We start from the raw sequence: 20,001 nt of genomic DNA on the forward strand, positions 1-20,001 counted from the left end.
GTAAAAAAAATAATTTTTTCATAAAAAAACAGTCGAGCTGACTCAAAAAGAAATCACCTTTCTTTTTACGCGCTTTTTTTGCAAGCGTCGCGTGAAGCAAGTGATTCCTTTTAAACAAGATGGGTGTGGCACATGTTTACTTTTGAGTCAGCCCCTTGTTTTTATAATATTGTTGTCACTTGATCGACTGGTAAGCGAAGTGCCGGGCGTTTTTTCGCATTTTCAACGGCTTTACCGACAGCAATCAACATAACAGGTACAAAACGCTCTTCCGTAATGAACGTATCGGCGAATACTTGATGATCGAAACCGCCCATCGCAAGCGTCGAGAGCCCTTTCGCTTCTGCCACGAGCATCAACTGCATCGCAGCTAAGCTGGCATTCGACATTGCCGCGTCACGGCCGTATGCAGCACTTTGGTAGGCACCTTCTACTTGCCCTTTGATCGAGTCAAATAACTCTTCCGTCATGCCGTCCGCTTCGACAGCTGGTCCGTAGACCGGATTGTAATTACGGTTTGCCTGCGTATCACCCAGCACGGCGATGACGACTGAAGAAGACGTGATGGCTGGTTGATTGTAAGCAATCGGTGCGAGCTGTTGTTTCGCTTCTTCTGAGTGGAAGGCGATAAAATGCCAATGTTGTAAGTTCCAAGCACTTGGTGCAGCTGTTGTTAATTCGATTAATTCTTTTACTTCCGTTTCAGTTAATGTAAATGACGCATCATAATGACGAACAGAACGTCGTTCATTCAATGTTTGCAGTGTTTCTGAAAAAGTTTGGTTCATGATGTAATCCCCCTTAATAGTATCTAATTTACTTTGATATCGTATCATCCTGTTTCTCGACTGTCATATGACAAGACTTACTTAACTTCATCTGTTATAAAACAATTATTGACTTTCATCATCTGTACTAATACAATAAGATTATATAAACAACGTTGTATACACATTGATTGCCATTAGGAGGAGATACAAATGGAACAGCCACTTTACCAAGAGACATCTGCTGAATTTTATCGTCAACTCCCTGCAAAAACTTGTGCTACCTGTGGAAAAGAGATGGATGAACAATGCGAATCTTACCAGTCCGAATGTACGGATTGCACAGTCACTGAACAATAAGTGAGCTATAACAAAGAGGACAAACAGATCCAAACGGGTCTGCTTGTCCTCTTTTTCATATTTAATTTAAATCAAATATCATCTGTTTTAATCTAACTTACTGAGTCATAATTTGAAAAATCTTACTCAGTTATCTTTTTGTAACATGTTTGTTACAAATGAAACAGACAAAATGTTACAGTTAACCTATACGATTTTCCGCAAAGGAGCTATAACAGCGATGGATTCATACAACACTGGAAATCCGATTGGTCTTGGACCACGAAAACGACATTCTAAGAACAAATTTCTTCGCAAGCTATCGATTTTATTCACCTTACTTTTACTTTCTGTCGGTGGATTCATCGCCTATCAATACATCAAGTCGAAACAACAGCTCGCTACTGTAACGGTCACAACGCTCGGACAAGTCCCTGTTGCTAACATGGAAAAATCCCGGGTCGATCAATGGAATGGTGTGACAAAAAAAGTCGCCTATTTAACGTTTGAGGATGGTCCTAGCGCCTTAACCACAGACATTTTAAATGAACTGGCGCAACAACAAGTCAAAGCTACTTTCTTTTTCATCGGAAGCAACATCGACGCCCAGCCGACGTTTGTAAAAGATACCGCAACAGCAGGACATTACATCGGTTTGCATAGTGAGACCCATGACTATGAAACGCTCTATAAGAAAAAACAATATGTCAAAGAGATGCTGAGCGTCCAAAAAAAGATTAATCAGTTAACGGGACATTCGCCTCTTCTGACGCGTCCTCCGTATGGCTCGTCTCCCGGTATTTCAAAAACGATTGCGAATGATGTGGCGTCTGCGAATCTACGTGTCTGGGACTGGTCGATTGATTCGATGGATTGGTATTACAAAGACAGTGCAAAAGAAGTCGCAAAAACTGTCATCGACCGGGCAGAAGATCCCTTCGAAATTATTTTATTACATGAACAACCACAAACGTTACGCGCACTTCCGGCAATCGTTGCCGGTTTAAAGAAAAAAGGCTATCAGTTTTCGATTTATGATGAAGACTTCCATATTCCGTTTAATTTTGTTCAGCAATCCAATCTATAAGGAGTTTCGTTCATGAAAAAAATATACCTGTCTCTCACTTTTCTCTCGAGTTGTGCTGCGTTACTTTTAAGTGGTTGTTCAACAGATTCCTCTATGGACTTTTATGACAAACTCGAGGAGCACGCAACATACGAACAAGACGCGACCACGCTCGCAGAGTCTAGAAGTAGAAAAGATGAAATTTCCGTTAACACGTACCAAGCAGTTCTCGATGCAGGAGCTGAGGAAATCAAGCGGTCACAAAATGAACGTGAGGAATTAATGGCTTTAAACGAAGAACGATTCTCTTTGCTTGAACAAGAACAATCGTTGCGCCGAGAGGCTTTCGCCAAGTTAGATATGCAAGAATTAAAAGATTACGTCGCAGAACTCGAAACCGGACCGAAACGTGAAGGATCTCGCGTGATTGAAGTCATCGAACAGCGTGAACAAGCATTTACTACGTTCGTTAAGCAGTATACCGCTTCAATGAACGCGGAGGAAAAATTACTCTCCTACTTGACCGAGAAACCGAACTTCGTTAAGATTGATGAAGCAACAGCCGACTTAAATCGTACTACGCGTCAGGCTACAGCTACGTTAAACGATTTTAATCGTTTAACTGCTCGCTACAATGAATTAAAACCCGCCTTTTACAAAGAGGTAGGTCTCAACATTAAATAACTCACACAGGTTGCAACCAAACCCTGTCCAAAAAACCTGGACTAGGCCCTGTTGCAACCTTTTTTGTGCGTTCTAAAACATGGAGGCAACCAAATGAATCGATCAAAAGCAACACTTTTCGTTTTAATCGGCGCCATCAGTTACGGTGTCCTTTCAACGATTGTCAAACTAGCTTATGCTGCCGGCTTCGACTCTGCTACAGTTTCAGGAAGTCAGTTTCTCTTCGGATGGCTCATGATTTTCATCCTTGCGCTATTTACAAAAAATCTACGTCTCGCACCTACGACCGCTATGAAACTGGTCATTATCGGCATCTCCAGTGGGACGACAGGTTACCTTTACTATCAGAGCCTGCAGACAATATCTGCTTCCGTCGCAATCATCTTATTGTTCCAATTTACGTGGATTGGTGTTGTTATCGATTCAATCATTTCGAAACGCTTACCTTCACGGGCACACTTCTTGTCAGCAATCCTCTTGATTGGCGGAGCCATTTTGGCAAGTGCTGCTTACACGAGTTCGCTTGACTTCCGCGGAACGTTGTTCGGATTAGGAGCAGCGGTCAGCTTCTCCATCTTTTTACTCGCGAGCGGACGTGTCGCAAATCATCTTCCGGTCATCAAAAAGAGCTTTTATATGATGACAGGTGGGTTACTTTTCGTCATGATTATGTATCCACCTACTACTTTCTTGAGCGAAACAAATTTTGAGAATGGAATGTTGCTTTATGCCCTTCCACTCGGCTTATTCGCTTTGATTTTACCACCACTTTTATTTGCTGCAGGTGCACCACATCTCAGTCCTGCCAGCGTCTCATTGCTCGGGGCTGCCGAGCTCCCAACAGCAGTTATCTGTTCTGTGCTCATTTTAGGCGAACATTTAATGGGCTCGCAATGGATTGGTATCATCATCATTTTAGTCGGTATTTTTTATCCGATTTATGCCCACGCCCCAAAACAAAAAACAGTCACTGCGTCGCACAATCAACGTGACTTTTCTTAAAAGTGTATCTCCCTTCAAAACAAAAGACCATCGCTCATGAGCGATGGTCTTTTGTTTACTTATTTTTGACGTTTCATGGCATCCGCGACGAATTCAACATCTGTCCCGATGATGATTTGGACGTTTGTCGCCCCCATCTTCATGACACCTTTTGCACCAGCGGCTTTAATCGCTGCTTCATCAATTACACTTGTATCTTTGACTTGTAAACGTAAACGTGTTGCACAATTATCAATCGCCGTCACATTTTCCGTACCTTGTAGACCTGCAAAGATTTTTGCTGCTTGTTGCTCATACTTATCATCTGAAACACCTGTTACGATACCCGTGTCTGTTACGAGCGATTCATCTTCACGACCTGGTGTTTTTAAATCAAACTTCGTAATCATGAAGTAGAACAGGAAGTAATAGATGACCGCGAACGCGAGACCAACCGGAATCAGCAACAACGGTTTTGTAGCGATTCCAAAATTCAAGGCATAGTCGATAAAACCGGCCGAGAATGAGAAACCATGCAATACTCCGATTAAATTGACGACGGCCATCGAAAGACCTGTCAAAACAGCATGCATGACATACAAGACGGGTGAAAGGAACATGAATGAAAATTCAATCGGCTCTGTAATCCCCGTTAGGAAAGAAGTCAATCCTAAACCGATCATCGCTCCGGCAACAGCTTTTCGATTTTCTTTTCGTGCTGCCATCACCATTGCAGCAGCAGCTGCCGGTAGCGCAAACATCATAATCGGGAAGAAACCAGCCTGATAAATACCCGCTGTCGGATCTCCGGCAAAGAAACGGGCAATGTCTCCATTGACGATCGTCCCGTCTGCTTTTTCATACGACCCGAAGACGAACCAAAAAATATTGTTTAAGACATGATGAAGACCGACAGGAATCAAGAGACGGTTGAAGAATCCAAACAGTGCGGCACCGCCTGCTCCGAGGCTGACCATCCATTCTCCTGCACCATTGATCCCATCTTCGATGAACGGCCATAAGTAACCAAAGATAAAAGCTAAAACGAGCATGACAGCAGAGGTGATGATCGGAACGAACCGTCTCCCACCAAAGAATGCTAACCAATCTGGAAGTTTAATGTTATAAAAACGATTGTAAAGCAACCCAGCTGTAATTCCGGCAATGATTCCGCCAAATACAGCCATATTGACCATCGAACCGAGACTCGCCTGATTCGCAATCGCACTCAAGGTCGCACCGTCAGCTTTCGTCGAAGAGTCATTGACAATGGCCGCTATCGCATCATACTTCGCTTGAATTTGGGCGTTGGAATAATCTTTGTTCATTGAATCAACACCATTTTTTAAAACGAGATAACCAACTGCCCCAGCTAATCCGGCTGCCCCGCTGGCATCAATCGAAAGTCCGATTGCGACACCAATAGCGAAGATGAGCGGCAGGTTATCAAAAATTGCCCCTCCCGCTGCAACCATCAATGGGATATCCAGCATGTCTGCCGATCCGAGTCGTAAGACAATCCCTGCGGCTGGTAATACGGCGATTGGTAACATTAAGGCTTTACCAATCCGTTGAAGAAATTGCAACATACACTTCATCCTTTCTTAAGTAAATAATGATTTGTGATAGAACAATGAAAACGCTTTTACAACTGTTATTATTTCATATAAACATCTAAATGACTAGACCTTTATACAAATTTATTCATAAAAAAAGTACCCGAACGTTCGGGTACTTTCAGCCATGCATTAATGACGATTCGTATCCTCAAGATCTTGCTGGACATTTCCGACTGTCTTTTTCGCGCCGCCTTTTAGTTGATCTTTCTTCCCATCACGTTCTGTTGATTTATCCCCTGTTGCTTTACCAAGTGCCTCTTTTGCTTTACCTGCTGCTTTATCGACTGCACCATCGAGCTTTTTATTCAAACCACTGTTATCTGACATATTCATTACCCCCTATTTTTTATGCGAATAATAGTATTTTCCCACCTCTAAAAGAATCAAACATAAAAAAGAAAAAGACTTCCCGTCATTATCGACTGGGAAGTCTTGATCCCTCCATTATTGCGTTACTGAAGCGCCTAATACTTGTTCGATTCGTTCAAAGGCCCAGTCGAGCTCTTCTTTCGTGATGACGAGTGGCGGTGCAAAACGAATGACCGTCTCATGCGTTTCTTTACAGAGCAAACCTTTTTCTTTTAATGCTTCACAATATGGACGAGCCGCTTCTGTCAACTCAACCCCGATGAAAAGACCGCGTCCGCGGACTTCTTTAATGATTGGATTTTTAATTTGTTTTAGTTTCTCCATGAAATACGTTCCGAGTTCGAGCGACCGCTCAGGTAACTTCTCATCTTCAAGTACTTCAAGCGAAGCAACTGAAACGGCACATGCTAATGGATTTCCACCAAACGTTGAGCCATGCGAGCCTGGATTAAAGACATTCAGTACGTCCCGATTTGCCGCGACACATGAAATCGGGAAGACTCCGCCCCCTAATGCTTTTCCGAGAATATACATGTCTGGCGTCACTTCGTCCCAATCCGAAGCAAACCACTTGCCTGAACGTCCGAGACCTGATTGGATTTCGTCAGCCACGAGCAGGACGTTCTGCTTTTTACAGACAGCTTGGGCGTCTTTTAAGAACCCTTCGTACGGAATCAAGATTCCCGCTTCCCCTTGAATCGGCTCAACGATGAAAGCTGCCGTATTTTCAGTGATTGCACCTTTTAAGGCTTCCAGGTCACCATAGGGAATCGTTTTGATTCCAGGTAACAGTGGTCCAAAACCACGTTGGTATTCTGCTTCCGTCGACATGGAAACAGCAGTCATCGTCCGCCCATGGAAGTTTCCTTCGCACACGATAATCTCAGCGTCGCCCGGAACCCGTTTTACTTCATACGCCCAACGTCGTGCAGCTTTCACTGCTGTTTCGACGGCTTCTGCACCGGTGTTCATTGGTAGAACCATATCTTTATTCGTCAACTTCGCTACTTTTTCATAGAAGAAACCTAACTGATCATTATGGAACGCACGTGACGTCAACGTAATCTTATCAGCCTGGCGTTTTAAAGCTTCGATGATTTTAGGATGACGATGCCCTTGATTGACGGCTGAGTAAGCACTGAGCATATCCATATACTGACGTCCTTCCGGATCTTTGACGAAGACGCCTTCCGCTTCTGAAATGACGATTGGAAGTGGATGATAGTTATGTGCCCCGAACTGCTCTGTCTGTTGAATGATTTTTTCTGTTTGATTCATAAATAGTCCCCCTTTGACTCTTTAGAAAACGCTTTCAAATCGATTATAACAGATTCCTCAAAATAATCTTCATACAAAAATTAAACATCTAAGAGGGTTTATCTGCATGTTGATTGAATATATTGGGAATAGACAAGACAACTGAACTATCAATTTGCGTAACAAGGAGTGTGTGCATGTAATGGACCGTTCGACCATTGATTCCTATGAAGTCGTCATGAGTAAGTTCCCCTTACCTGCCTTCATCTTAAATCTGGATTTAACCGTTCGTATCTGGAACCCTTCGGCTGAAGACTATTGGGGATGGTCTGCAGATGAAGTGTTAGGTCGAACACTTCCGTTATTAAATCCGGAAGACGTTGCTTTTAGTGAACAGATTTGGAAATCATTTTTAGAACGTCGTCAGGCCATTCAACTTCCGAACACGTATTTTTTACACAAAACAGGTACAAGCATGACCTCGACAATGTTGATCACACCACTGTTTGACGATAGCGATGAATACGTCATAGGTGCTTCTTTTTGTAGTCTTCCTTCAACCGCTCAACATTCTGGTACGAAACCGCTCTTTCAAGGATTGATGGACTTACGCTATGCGTTTGATCAAATCGCCTGTGTCCTCGTTTTGGATGCACGGGGCACTATCGCTTATGCGAACGCCAACATGGTCGATTTCACAGGTTTTTGTCCGAATCAGCTAATCAAGCGCCCTTGGACGCAGTTGCTCAGTGCAGCCGAAAACGAAGTATTGATGACCATCCGCTCGCAAATTAAACAAAAAAAAGCCTGGTCCGGAAAAGTACCGATTGAAACGTCATCGTCCGAAAAAAAGTTTCTCCAAGCGACACTTATTCCGATTTATGATGCGGCCGGTGTCCGGTTCCAACACCTATTTATCGGGACTGATGTGACCGAAACAACGCGTCTTGAAGAGGAACTTGATTTTCTAGTCCACCATAACGAAATGACGCACTTACTCAATCGACGTGGATTTTTAAGAGAAGGTGCAACAATGTTCAATCACGCTTCACCCACTCAGCCGCTCGCTTTAATCTTATTTGATATCGATCGTTTCAAAGTCATCAATGATTCGTTCGGAACGCACATCGGTGATCAACTTTTACAAGCATTAGCCATTCGTCTCTCACAGCAGACAGAAGGTACCTTAACCTTTCATCCAATGAGTGATTTATTCGGTCTACTCATTCCCGCTTCCGACAGAAATATGTTGTTCCAACTCGTCCGTAAGCTCCAACAAGTCATTCAACGCCCTTACTACATTAATGGTCATTCATTAATCATCTCCTGTACGTTCGGAATCACGCTCTATCCGTCAGAGGCCAGTTCACTCGAAGATTTATTCCGGCGATCAGAAATGGCACTATACTCAGGAAAAGCTGTCGGAACAGGAACGATTCAATATTTAACACATGAAATGGATCAACAATTTACACGAAAAGTACAGCTTGAACGTTCTTTATTTACAGCTTTGGAAGATGGCGCGTTCTCACTCGCTTATCAGCCAATCATCAACTTGAAAACGAGACGTGTGAATGGCTTCGAGGCATTGCTGCGTTGGAATCATACAGCACTCGGAAGTATTCCGCCGGCTGAGTTCATTCCGCTTGCCGAAGAAGTAGCACTCATCACACCCATCAATAACTGGGTCGTACTCGAGGCGTGCGAACAACTAGCCAAGTGGCAACAGACGATTGATCCTAAGCTGACGATGGCCATCAACATTTCCCCCCACCAGTTCCAAAGCGATTCCTTTATCCGGACGCTCCAACACTTGATTTCAAATAAAATAATCTCGCCTCGCTCAGTGACGCTTGAGATGACAGAAAACATCGCTATCCTACAAACGCAGCGAACACTCGAACGGATGCAATTGATCAAGTCACTCGGTTTCCGCCTGTCCATCGATGATTTCGGAACAGGTTATTCTTCACTTCAATATTTAAGTGCTTTTCCAATTGATGAACTCAAAATCGATAAAACTTTTATTGATGGGATTGACGTTGGAAATGTAGGATTATTAGATTCCATTATTCAACTAGGTCGGAATTTGAACCTTAATTTAGTTGCGGAAGGAGTCGAAACTTCCAGCGCTGAAGCGTATCTAAAAACAACATCATGTCAACAGATGCAAGGATTCATCTTCGCAAAACCTTTATCCGTCGACGAGGTCGACAAACGATTTAATTCCTCAACTAGCTGATATCGCTTGTTTAACAATACAAAAAGGGCTGACTCAAAAGTCAGCCCTTCAGCGTGTAGACAAATTATTAAGAAGCGCAAACATGCGGTATCGAGATGCAATCCGTTCGCGCTTCCCTGTCTCGCCTCGTCTTCAAAGCGGCAATCTTTCGCGCTCTAAACCGTCTCCATGCCCGGCTTTCCGTCACGGTGTTATCTAAAAAGCGTCACATTTCGTTGACTCCTATGGGGAAAAATGCGTTTTTGACGCACGTTCAGAGGCAGGCAAGACCCTGCTCGTTGTCCGCTAGGATCCAAGGAGCAACGGCTTGCGCCTCGCCCGAGGAAAGCAACGAAAAAAGATGCTTGATCTCCCGATAGCACGTTGTCTACAGTCGGAAGGGCTGACTCAATAGTCAGCCCTTTTTTACGATTACAACTGGATTTGACCAGCGATCATACCATAAATGGCGATCCCCGCTAAAATTACGAGCACACCGCTCGCGATCATCTCGTAACGTGACATGCCACTACGTTTTTGCTCACGTTCTGCTAACGAGTAGGCAATGATACCCGGAGCATAAACCAATGCTGCAATGACGATGTACCAAATACCCGACGCATACACGAGCCAAATCGAATAGAAGGAAGCAATAATAGAGAAAATCAACATCTTCGTATTGCGTTCCGCCTTAGAGAAACGAACGCTATAGATCGCCGACAACAAGTACGGTAAAAGTGCACAGATCCCGGCAATACTCGATAAAACAAGATACGTTTGGGCCGAGAACAAAGCAACCGCCGCAACGAGTTGTGTCGCAATTTGTGTGATAAGCAATGCGCCGACGGGTGCTCCGTTCCGGTTCGTCTTCGCGAACACTTTTGGAAAAGCTCCATCTTTTGCGACAAGATAGGAAATCTCTGAAGCTAAAATCGTCCAACCGAGCAAAGCACCAGACAACGAGATAATTAATCCAATCATGATGATGGTTGCACCGACCGGTCCGATTGCGGCTTCCAAAACATACGCCATTGTCGGTTCATTTAATCCGGCTAGTTGCTCTTGCGTCAGGACACCGAGTGATAACACTGAAATCAAGATGTAAATGACGAGTACGCCGACGAGACCTGTCACGGTCGCCTTACCGACATCACTCCGCTTGTTCGCACGTGACGATAAGACGACGGCTCCCTCAATCCCGACGAATGCCCAAAGCGTGACAAGCATCGTTCCCTTCACTTGTTCAAAAATCGATCCAAGCTCCGTTCCCTCTCCCCAAAAATTAAGATTGAACGTGCGTACATTAAACGCAATCCCAACGAGCAGAATGAAGATTAGGATGGGGACAAGCTTAGCGATTGTCGTAATCAAGTTAACGAGTGTTGCTTCTTTAATCCCACTCGAGACAATCCAAAACAGTCCCCACACGACGACGACACTCATCATCAATAAAAATAGTCGATTTTCCGCTGAAAAAATCGGGAAGAAATAACTGAGTGCATTAAAGACTAACGTGATATTCGCAACGGTACCGATCCAGGCGGATACCCAGTACCCCCAAGCGCTATTGAAACCAACGAAACGACCGAAGCCTTCTCGTGCATACGCATAAATACCACCTTCAAGCTCCGGCTTACTATTCGCCAAGTGCTGAAAAACTAATGCCAACATAATCATACCGAGCCCTGTAATGCTCCAACCGATTAAAATCGGACCAGCACTTGCTTTTTGAGCCATCGCTCCTGGCAGGTTAAAGGCTCCCCCTCCAACCATCGAACCGATGACCATTGCTGCTAATGCAAAAAAACCAATCTTTTGTTGATTCATGATGTAAACACTTCCTCCAAATCTGTATATCTATTCATATTAAACGTATATTCATTCGAAGACACAAAGTTCATTATAACAAAACCCACTTCAATGTAAAGAAAGGATTTGATGATGATGGCATGGGTGCATTCGTTCCAACTAGAGGACTTATATAAATTAATGATTGCCGCAACATTTGGAATCATTATCGGATTCGAACGTGAAGTCAAAAACAAGCCAGTTGGTATACGTACTAGCCTCGTAATTACCCTGATCAGTTGCCTGTTAACCATCGTTTCAATCAACTCCGTTATTTTTTATGAAAACATTGCTTCTCATGTCCAGATGGATCCGATGCGAATCGTCGCCCAAATCGTCGCCGGAATTGGATTCATCGGAGCCGGCGTCATCCTCCGACGTCCACATGATATCGTCAGTGGTTTGACGACAGCAGCAATTATCTGGGCAGCGAGCGGCATCGGGATTGCCGTCGGTGCAGGATTCATTATTGAGTCAAGCTTTCTCGTACTTTTTCTATTCGTTTCGCTCGAAAGTATCACCTGGATCATGAAACGATTCAACAACAGCCGGTTTGAAGCAAACGTCATCGTCGCTCATTTGACTTTACCGGAAACACTCGATGCAGAAACGGTTAAAAAAGCGCTCGAACAACAAGGGGTCCGGATTACGAATATTCGTTTACGCGGCACGCCACAGCAATTGACATTGCGGATGTACTCGCCTCACCGTGTCACGATTTTCATACTTTATGACTACTTGAAATCGCTCGGAATTGGGCAAATAGACCTTGATCAGTGAGAATTATCAGAAAATTTATGTTGCATTTTCATCCATTTTCACTTAAATTTACATTATGTTCAAACTTTTCTGAAATTATTTTAAATTAATCGGGGGGTCATTTTTCACATGAAGAAACAGACTAAAATCGCCTTTGCTGGCTTATCGAGCATGGCGCTACTCGCAGTAGCAGCTTGTGGTCAGGATAATGAATCGAACGGTAGCTCGTCATCAGATGGTAACAAAAAACAAGAAGTGACATTTATCTCTACAACGGATGTCCCACAACTCGATCCAACGAAAACGACGGACTCGACATCAATCATCGTGACAAACAACGTATTCGAAGGCCTTTATCGTCTGGATGGTGAAAATAAACCAACGCCTGGGATGGCTGAAAGTGTTGAAGTATCCGATGATAAACAAACATATACCTTCAAACTACGCAAAGACGCAAAATGGTCGGATGGTTCATCGGTCACAGCGGATGATTTCATTTACTCATGGAAACGTGCACTTGATCCGAAAACAGGCGCTGAATATGCGTACATCTTACAGGATTTGAAAAATGCCAATAAAATCATGGCGGGTGAAGCAGAACTCGACGAACTCGGCGTCAAAAAAATCGACGAACAAACACTCGAAGTTCAGCTCGAAGCACCTGCACCGTATTTCCTTGGTTTGACGAGTTTCCCTACGTACTTACCACTTAAGCAATCATTCGTCGAAGAAAAAGGCGACAAATTCGCGATGAATGTTGAATCGATGAACTTCAATGGACCTTTTATCTTGTCAGATTGGCAATCGAACGCCGGATGGACATACAAAAAGAATCCAGATTACTGGGACAAAGCAAACGTCAAAATGGATAAAATCGATGTGAAGGTCGTAAAAGAAATCTCGACCGGCGTCAACTTATTCGAGTCAAAAGAAGTTGATTTCGCACCGATCACTTCTGAATTCGTTTCACAATACGAACAGTCAGAAGACTACAAAACACGTCCAGACGCACGGATCAATTTCTTACGCTTCAACCAGAAAAATAAAGCACTTCAAAATGAGAACATCCGTAAAGCCCTTGCACTTGGTTTCGAGAAGCAAGGCATCACAGATGTCATCCTGAACGATGGATCAGAACCTGCGAACTTCATCGTCGCAAAAGATTTCACGTTCACACCGGACGGCGAAGACTTCCGTGCGAAATACCCAGACCTTCAAAGCTTTGACGCTGCAGAGGCGAAAAAAGCCTGGGAGGCCGGTCTAAAAGAGTTAGGTGTTAAAACAGTTGAACTCGATATGCTTTCACGAGATGAGGATGCCTTCAAAAAGGTATCTGAATTCTTAAAAGGTGATCTCGAGAAGAACTTGCCTGGCTTGACGGTCAAAATCAAGCAACAACCGTTCAAAAACTTCCTTGATCTTGAGTCAAAAGGTGACTATGACATCTCCGCTGCCGGCTGGGGCCCTGACTACCAGGATCCAATGACGTTCCTCGACATGTGGTTAACGGACGGAAGCTTTAACCGGATGAACTACTCGAATAAAGAGTTTGATCAACTTGTTAAAGATGCGAAAAAAGAAACAGATGAAGCAAAACGTTGGTCTGATCTTCAAGAAGCTGAAAAAATGCTTCTCGCAGAAGATTATGCAATTGCTCCAATCTATCAAAAAGGTGAAGCTTACTTGCAACGGGCTAATATCGACAAATTATACCGCCACCCATTTGGTGCTGACATGAGCTTTAAATGGATGGAAGTTAAGTAAGTAACATATGAAATCCAAAAATCCATTCCGGTGGGTTTTTGGATTTTTTTATTTTGTAAAACAACAAAGACCCCTTCTGCCGGAGCCGTCTGGGGTCTTTACTGTGCGATTTGTTTATAGAATTCAATTTTTTCATGTTGTCCCTCTTCTACTGCTCTGAAAAACTCGGCGAAAAATTCATACAACACCGTTCGCTCTTGATAGGTCGGACCTGCTTGACGGATGACAGAAAACGCAAGGTTTCGCAGTTGACGTTTTGTTCGACGCCGCTCTGGCAACTCATGAAATTGGTCGATAAACGAGCGATAGACGCAAGCAATCAGTTCTTGATGTCCTTCAAAATACGATTTATCCATACGATCCTTCCTTCCTTTTTTCTTTTATATTTTACGAATCAAGGGTTAAAAAGTTTCACTAAAAGTGATGTTTTTCACAGATGATATAAAAACAACTATAACAAGGATCAGATAATGATTCAACTTGGAAAATATTAAGTTTCAATAACAAATGTAAAGGAATGATGGGATTTGAGGCGGGAAGGAAATCAATAAAGCAGGTGAACACTAGTCGTAGTGAGTGTTCACCTTTTTTAATTCGTGTTTCTTTATTTTGGGGCCTGCGTCTTAATATGTTGGAAGGTTTTGACGTCAAACAGTCCGCTGTCCGTCAATTTCAAGTTCGGAATGACGGGTAAGCAAAGGAACGACATCGTCAAATACGGATTGAATGAACGATCCGCTTCTAGTACATCCAGTGCATCGTTTAACTTTTCTAACGTAGCTCCGACTTCCTCGAACGGACGACTCGTCATCAAACCGGCGATCTCAAGTGGCAGTTCTGCCAAGACGTCCTCACCTTTGACCGCGATGACGCCTCCCCCCGCTTTAACGAGACGCTCTGCTGCAAGCTTCATCTCCGCATCTGAAGTACCGACGATGACGAGGTTATGTGAATCATGGGCGACCGTCGCGGCAATCGCTCCACGTTTCATACCGAATCCTTGGACAATGCCAACTGCTGAGAAGTCTGTTCCGTTATGGCGTTCGATGACAGCAATCTTTAATAAATCTTGCGCTGTATCCTGCACAAACATTCCATCGACGACGGGCACATCCAACACGAGATGGTTCGTAACAATGCTTTTCGGAATAACTCCGATAACATTTGCTTTCGGGTGCGCGAGTGGCAGTTCAAACACTGTGTCCGTGATTTCTTTCGTTTTTAATTCACCGCGCAAATTAGGTGGGACCGTTACTTTTGGAGACGTAATGATTGTTTTACCATCCCGAGCGACCGGTTCGCCTTTTACGAACACTTCACGAATCACTACACGATCAGGATCCGTCAAAAGAACGTAATCCGCCCGGCGTCCTGGGACGATTGCCCCGCGATCTTGTAATGCATAGGCATTTGCTGCATGGAGTGATGCCATCGCATATGCCGTTTCCCGTTTAATCCCATGCTCGATCGCATAGCGCACGTTGTAGTCGATCGTTCCCTCACGTAATGTATCATCCAAATGTTTATCGTCTGTACAGAATAAGAAGCGACTCGCATTGCTTTCCGTTACGGCATCAAGTACTTCTTTTAAATTCCGGGCTGCCGATCCTTCACGGACTTCGACATACAAACCTCTGCGTGCACGTATGAGCGCTTCTTCTTTCGTAACCGCTTCATGATCCGTCCGGATGCCGGCAACCCCGTAGATATTGACTTCACGTGCACCAAGACCTGCTGCATGACCATCAACGAGCTTTCCTGCTGCTTCAATCTGCTCGATTTTCTGTAGCATGTCCGCATCGGCACGTTCGACCGCCGGGTAATCCATTACTTCTCCCAAGCCATGGACACCCGGATGATTGACGAACGGTACTAAGTCGGCTGCCTTTAACGACGCCCCTGCGTGTTCGAACGACGTCGCCGGAACACAGCTCGGTAACATCATCCGTACATCAAGACGAAGCTGTTCCGCGTCATCTAACATGAACTGTAGACCGTCCGCTCCCTTGACGTTAGCAATTTCGTGTGGATCGGCGATTACCGTCGTCACTCCGAGCGGTAAGATGGCCTGTTCATATTCACTCGGTGTCACCATCGAAGATTCGATATGGACGTGTCCATCGATGAAACTCGGTGCGATATATTGATCCGTTCCATCAATGTTCTCTTCACCTTCATAGCCGTCCCCAACGGCGGCGATGTAGCCTGAATCGATTGCGACATCCGCTTGATAGGTCTCACGTGTCATCACATCAATGACCTGAATGCCTTGATAGACAATTGCCGCTTTCTGTTTTTTCGCAGCAATCGCGATAAGTCGTGCTCGAACTGTAGTATCCATCCTATATCCTCCTATAATGACCGGTATTTTTACCATCTTACAATTAGATTGTAAGCAGTTGCAATTTATTTTTCGGGAGTTCAAGATAAAAGAGGTAATTCTTAATCGAAAGTGAGGACAAGCAATCATGAAGTATCGCGTCGGAAACTTAATTCCAAAGGTCGATCCAAGCGTATATATCGCAGACGGTGCAAAAGTCATCGGTGAAGTCGAGATCGGGAAAGATTCAAGTGTCTGGTTCAACACCGTCATCCGCGGGGATGAAGGGCTCATCTCAATCGGGGAGCGGGTTAACATTCAAGATGGTTCGATGATTCATCAATATGAGGAATACTCAACGATTATCGAAGATGATGTCACGATTGGACATATGGCCATGATTCACGGAGGCATCATTCGAAAAGGCGCATTAATCGGCATGTCAGCCACAATTTTAGACGAAGCAGAAATCGGAACCGGTTCGTTCGTCGCTGCCGGTAGCCTCGTTCCACCTAAAATGGTCGTCCCTCCGAATTCGCTCGTCATGGGCGTCCCTGCAAAAGTCATTCGCGAAATCAATGATCACGACCGGTTCATCATGGAGCGGACTGTCAAAAAATATATCAAGCGCGGACAACAGTACGCTGCTGATTGTGTACCTTTATCTGAAGATATGACACCCTTGTGAAAACACTTACAATATTCACCTGTTTTTAACATTTCTCCTCTCGTTCGTTTACATGTTGCACGTACACTAAAGGTGTAGCACATGAATCGAGATTGAGGGGGATATGAGATGATTCCATTATTCGCAGAGCGATTGATGTCTGATTTATTTTTGTCGACGAGCAATCCAAGTTATGGTCTTCCTACATTACCTGAACACGAAGCAGATTGGTTGACGATTGAAGTCCAACAGCGTATTATTAATGATGCCGAGCAAAAATCTTTGAGTTCAGGAACAACTCAACCAAGAGAGGAAGAACGTGTATGATTCAGCAAAACACCGTTCGCGCTTGGCTCGCTAGTCGAATCAAAAAATAATGATCTTATTTTCCAAAACGATATAGCGCGTCAGCGCGCATATAAAGAGCCGAAGCGGATTCCCGCCTCGGCTCTCTTTTTATTATTTTTTAATCATACCTTCTTCAATCAAGAACTCACGTGCAACATCTTCTGGTCGTTCTTTTTCGACGTCAGCCTTAAAGTTCAATTCTTGCATCTTCTCATCCGTGATTTTATCTTTTAACATATTGAGAACTTCTTTTAATTCTGGATGTTCATCCAACGTTTCTTGACGAACGATTGGAACCGCGTAATACGGTGGGAAGAATTCTTTATCATCCTCAAGGACCGTCAAATCAAATTTCTTCAACAATCCATCTGTCGAAAAACTATCGATGACGTTCGTTTTTCCATTCGTCAATGCCGTATAACGAAGCCCACCATCAACAGGCTGGACATCTTTGAATTTCATGTCCGGATATTTCTCTTTCAAGCCAAGGTATCCGTCTTCACGATTCGCAAACTCAATTGTTGAACCAAGAATCAGACGATTACTGACAGCAGCCATATCAGAGACTGTTTTCAAATCATATTTTTCGATGTCTTCTTTTGTCATCGCTAATGCGTACGTGTTATTGAAACCAATCGGATCGAGGACATCGACCTGACTTTTCGCTGGAATCATTTTTTTAACTTTTTCATACACGACTTCTGGATCCGTTTCTACTTCTTGTTTGAGTACATCGATCAGAAGCGTCCCCGTATAGTCTACATACGCGTCAATTTCTCCAGTCTCAAGCGCACCATAGGCAACTTTTGTACCACCGAGGTTTAATTGACGTTCAACTTCTAAGTCGGTCTTATCTTCGATTAAATCAGCCAACATGTTCCCTAAAATCAATTGTTCCGTAAAGTTCTTTGAACCGATGACGATTTTATCCGGCTTCAAGAACGAATACGCAACCGTTCCACCAATTAATAAAACGACGATACTCGCAATTGCGATTTTCTTACCGGCCGACATCGCTTTGCGACGTTTACGTGTCCGATTTTTGACCCGTCCGTCTGCCAGCTTAATTCCGTTTGGTGCGACCGAATATTCAATCCGGCTGACGATGAAGTCAATCGCAAGCGCTAAAATACCTGCTGGAATCGCACCGGCTAAAATCTGATTGTTATCAACGGTTTGAATACCGGAGAAGACAAGATAACCAAGTCCACCGGCACCGATGAACGCAGAAATCGTCATCAATCCAACCGCTGTAACGGCAGAAATCCGAATTCCGGCCATCATGATCGGTAGGGCAAGCGGAATTTGAACCTTTCCTAAAACTTGTCGTTCGGTCAGTCCAATCCCTTTTGCAGCTTCCAACATATCTCCCGGAATACTTGATAAACCTGTGTACGTATTTTTGACAATCGGGAGTAATGAATACAAGACGACCATGATAATCGCCGGTGTCGAGCCGATCCCGATGAACGGAATCAAGAAACCAAGTAACGCGAGACTCGGAACCGCCTGAACGACACTCGTCAAGGCGAGGACTGGTTTAGCGAACCGTTGATAACGCGTAATTAAAATACCGAGCGGAATCCCTAAGATAACTGCGATGACGACCGCAAATACGGTCAGCTGTAAGTGTTCAAGTAATAAGTTCCAGATTTGATCAGTGTTATTTTTTACATAGTCAAAAAATCCACTCATTGCACTTCCTCCTCCTGAATGAACTGCTCACTCAAGACGGAAAGCAAGCTACTTCGTGTAATCAAGCCGCGTAATTGACCGGCTTTGTTCGTTACAGGTAAATAACCTGTTTCTTCATGGTTCATTACTTCTAATACATCAAGCAGTGAATCCTGTTCATCGACGGCAACAAGTTCACCTTCCATGATTTCTTCAATTCGTTGACTCTTATCTGAAACCGTTTGGATGTTTTTCAATTTAACGATTCCCTGTAATGTACGATCACGATCTGTAATCAGCAGGCTATCCACTTTTCGTCCACGCATGATTTCTATCCCTTGCAGCAACGTCCGCTTACCACTGATTGAGACGGGATCTTCAATCATGATATCTTCTGCTTTAATGAACGCCGGACTACTCCAAATTTTATTTTTTCCAATGAATGATTCAACATATTCATCTTTTGGATGTCGTAAAATTTCTTCGGGTGTATCAAATTGAACAATTTCCCCATCACGCATGATACATATCCGATCGGCTAGCTTGATCGCTTCATCCATATCATGGGTGACGAATACGATAGTTTTCTTTACTTCTTCTTGGAGATTAAATAATTCTTCTTGGAGGTCGTTGCGGGTAACGGGGTCGAGCGCACTAAACGGTTCGTCCATTAAAATAACATCTGGATCATTCATCAATGCACGGGCAAAACCGACACGTTGTTGTTGTCCACCACTGAGTTCGCTTGGGTAACGGTCAATGAATTGTTTCGGGTCGAGGCCGACCATTTGGAGAAGTTCTTCTGTCCGTTGATCCATTTGATCGTGATCTTTTCCTTCAAGACCGGCAATCAATTGAATATTTTCACGAACGGTCATGTGTGGGAATAGACCGGTTTGTTGAATGACGTAGCCCATATGGCGTCTCAGTTCAATCGTATCCGTCTTCATGATGTCCTTCCCATTCACTAAAATCGTTCCTGAAGAGGGCTCAATCAAACGGTTGATCATCTTGAGCGATGTTGTTTTTCCACAGCCACTCGGACCGATGAATACAACGAGTTCACCCGCTTTGATTTCTAGCGTTAAGCCTTTTAAGACAACATTGTCCTTAAATTGCTTCCCGACATTTTTAAATTCGATCATCCATATTTCACTCCTTTTACTATTTCCATATATTATGTTTTCCCTATTTTTTTTGAATTCAAACAATATTTTTCGTTTTTTTGTTTAAATCTCGAAATAAACGGGAATTGTTCTGTTTTTTTTGTTAAAAAAGGGTAATGATAAGTAAAGCGTTTGCGGAAGTGTCAGCGGAC

At 43.8% G+C, this 20,001-nt stretch carries 18 protein-coding genes; 9 read left to right on the plus strand and 9 right to left on the minus strand.

The window, feature by feature from the left end; genetic code table 11:
- Positions 1 to 161 precede the first annotated feature (161 nt).
- Positions 162 to 788: a nitroreductase family protein gene (locus KNQ02_RS11805; RefSeq protein WP_214808617.1), complete on the minus strand. Its 627-nt coding sequence runs from the start codon at positions 786 to 788 to the stop codon at positions 162 to 164.
- A 192-nt stretch (positions 789 to 980) separates the two neighbouring features.
- Between KNQ02_RS11805 and yhfH the strand changes: the two genes are divergently transcribed.
- The 4 genes from yhfH to KNQ02_RS11825 all read left to right on the plus strand — a co-directional run bounded on the left by yhfH (position 981) and on the right by KNQ02_RS11825 (position 3,858).
- Positions 981 to 1,127: a protein YhfH gene (gene yhfH, locus KNQ02_RS11810; RefSeq protein ID WP_084157661.1), complete on the plus strand. Its 147-nt coding sequence runs from the start codon at positions 981 to 983 to the stop codon at positions 1,125 to 1,127.
- Between the two features lie 220 nt (positions 1,128 to 1,347).
- Positions 1,348 to 2,193 carry a polysaccharide deacetylase family protein gene (locus KNQ02_RS11815; RefSeq protein WP_214808620.1) on the plus strand — a complete coding sequence of 282 codons (846 nt, stop codon included), beginning with the start codon at positions 1,348 to 1,350 and terminating at the stop codon, positions 2,191 to 2,193.
- 12 nt (positions 2,194 to 2,205) lie between these two features.
- The gene (locus KNQ02_RS11820; protein ID WP_214808623.1) at positions 2,206 to 2,856 is read left to right on the plus strand and encodes a YkyA family protein; all 651 of its coding nucleotides are present in this window, start codon (positions 2,206 to 2,208) and stop codon (positions 2,854 to 2,856) included.
- Positions 2,857 to 2,949: 93 nt separating this feature from the next.
- The gene (locus KNQ02_RS11825) at positions 2,950 to 3,858 is read left to right on the plus strand and encodes an EamA family transporter (protein WP_029332642.1); all 909 of its coding nucleotides are present in this window, start codon (positions 2,950 to 2,952) and stop codon (positions 3,856 to 3,858) included.
- A 59-nt stretch (positions 3,859 to 3,917) separates the two neighbouring features.
- Here the strand turns inward: KNQ02_RS11825 and nagE are convergent, their stop codons facing one another.
- From nagE to KNQ02_RS11840, 3 genes are all read right to left on the minus strand, one after another.
- Positions 3,918 to 5,426, minus strand: a complete 1,509-nt coding sequence (gene nagE / locus KNQ02_RS11830; RefSeq protein WP_088836322.1) for an N-acetylglucosamine-specific PTS transporter subunit IIBC — start codon at positions 5,424 to 5,426, stop codon at positions 3,918 to 3,920.
- 159 nt (positions 5,427 to 5,585) lie between these two features.
- Entirely contained in the window at positions 5,586 to 5,783 is a 198-nt protein-coding gene (locus KNQ02_RS11835; protein WP_088836321.1) for a CsbD family protein, read from the minus strand.
- Between the two features lie 117 nt (positions 5,784 to 5,900).
- The gene (locus KNQ02_RS11840; protein ID WP_214766721.1) at positions 5,901 to 7,103 is read right to left on the minus strand and encodes an ornithine--oxo-acid transaminase; all 1,203 of its coding nucleotides are present in this window, start codon (positions 7,101 to 7,103) and stop codon (positions 5,901 to 5,903) included.
- Between the two features lie 181 nt (positions 7,104 to 7,284).
- Between KNQ02_RS11840 and KNQ02_RS11845 the strand changes: the two genes are divergently transcribed.
- Positions 7,285 to 9,324, plus strand: coding sequence for a sensor domain-containing protein (locus KNQ02_RS11845; protein WP_214766723.1), 2,040 nt, complete (start codon positions 7,285 to 7,287; stop codon positions 9,322 to 9,324).
- A gap of 411 nt (positions 9,325 to 9,735) precedes the next feature.
- Here the strand turns inward: KNQ02_RS11845 and KNQ02_RS11850 are convergent, their stop codons facing one another.
- Entirely contained in the window at positions 9,736 to 11,133 is a 1,398-nt protein-coding gene (locus KNQ02_RS11850; RefSeq protein WP_204251430.1) for a basic amino acid/polyamine antiporter, read from the minus strand.
- 114 nt (positions 11,134 to 11,247) lie between these two features.
- Between KNQ02_RS11850 and KNQ02_RS11855 the strand changes: the two genes are divergently transcribed.
- Positions 11,248 to 11,931, plus strand: coding sequence for an MgtC/SapB family protein (locus KNQ02_RS11855; RefSeq protein ID WP_088838422.1), 684 nt, complete (start codon positions 11,248 to 11,250; stop codon positions 11,929 to 11,931).
- A 108-nt stretch (positions 11,932 to 12,039) separates the two neighbouring features.
- On the plus strand, positions 12,040 to 13,674 hold the full coding sequence (locus KNQ02_RS11860; protein WP_214766725.1) for a peptide ABC transporter substrate-binding protein: 1,635 nt from the start codon (positions 12,040 to 12,042) through the stop codon (positions 13,672 to 13,674).
- A gap of 98 nt (positions 13,675 to 13,772) precedes the next feature.
- Here KNQ02_RS11860 and KNQ02_RS11865 read toward each other — a convergent pair whose 3' ends face one another.
- Both KNQ02_RS11865 and ade read right to left on the minus strand, forming a co-directional pair.
- Positions 13,773 to 14,030: a hypothetical protein gene (locus tag KNQ02_RS11865; RefSeq protein WP_088836316.1), complete on the minus strand. Its 258-nt coding sequence runs from the start codon at positions 14,028 to 14,030 to the stop codon at positions 13,773 to 13,775.
- A gap of 248 nt (positions 14,031 to 14,278) precedes the next feature.
- On the minus strand, positions 14,279 to 16,015 hold the full coding sequence (gene ade / locus KNQ02_RS11870) for an adenine deaminase (RefSeq protein WP_088836315.1): 1,737 nt from the start codon (positions 16,013 to 16,015) through the stop codon (positions 14,279 to 14,281).
- A gap of 127 nt (positions 16,016 to 16,142) precedes the next feature.
- Between ade and KNQ02_RS11875 the strand changes: the two genes are divergently transcribed.
- Both KNQ02_RS11875 and KNQ02_RS11880 read left to right on the plus strand, forming a co-directional pair.
- Complete coding sequence (locus KNQ02_RS11875) at positions 16,143 to 16,682, plus strand: gamma carbonic anhydrase family protein (RefSeq protein ID WP_214766727.1); 540 nt, start codon at positions 16,143 to 16,145, stop codon at positions 16,680 to 16,682.
- A 108-nt stretch (positions 16,683 to 16,790) separates the two neighbouring features.
- Positions 16,791 to 16,988 (plus strand): hypothetical protein, encoded by a 198-nt coding sequence (locus KNQ02_RS11880; RefSeq protein ID WP_214766729.1) that lies wholly within the window; start codon positions 16,791 to 16,793, stop codon positions 16,986 to 16,988.
- 132 nt (positions 16,989 to 17,120) lie between these two features.
- Here the strand turns inward: KNQ02_RS11880 and KNQ02_RS11885 are convergent, their stop codons facing one another.
- Together KNQ02_RS11885 and KNQ02_RS11890 are read right to left on the minus strand one after the other, a co-directional pair.
- Positions 17,121 to 18,704 carry an ABC transporter permease/substrate-binding protein gene (locus KNQ02_RS11885; RefSeq protein ID WP_088836312.1) on the minus strand — a complete coding sequence of 528 codons (1,584 nt, stop codon included), beginning with the start codon at positions 18,702 to 18,704 and terminating at the stop codon, positions 17,121 to 17,123.
- Positions 18,701 to 19,828: an ABC transporter ATP-binding protein gene (locus KNQ02_RS11890; RefSeq protein WP_088836311.1), complete on the minus strand. Its 1,128-nt coding sequence runs from the start codon at positions 19,826 to 19,828 to the stop codon at positions 18,701 to 18,703. Before KNQ02_RS11890 ends, KNQ02_RS11885 begins: the two co-directional genes overlap by 4 nt.
- Positions 19,829 to 20,001 lie beyond the last annotated feature (173 nt).

Origin of the sequence: Exiguobacterium sp. s102, assembly GCF_018618635.1 — a bacterium.
In the GTDB taxonomy this organism is placed as follows: Bacteria; Bacillota; Bacilli; order Exiguobacteriales; family Exiguobacteriaceae; genus Exiguobacterium_A; species Exiguobacterium_A oxidotolerans.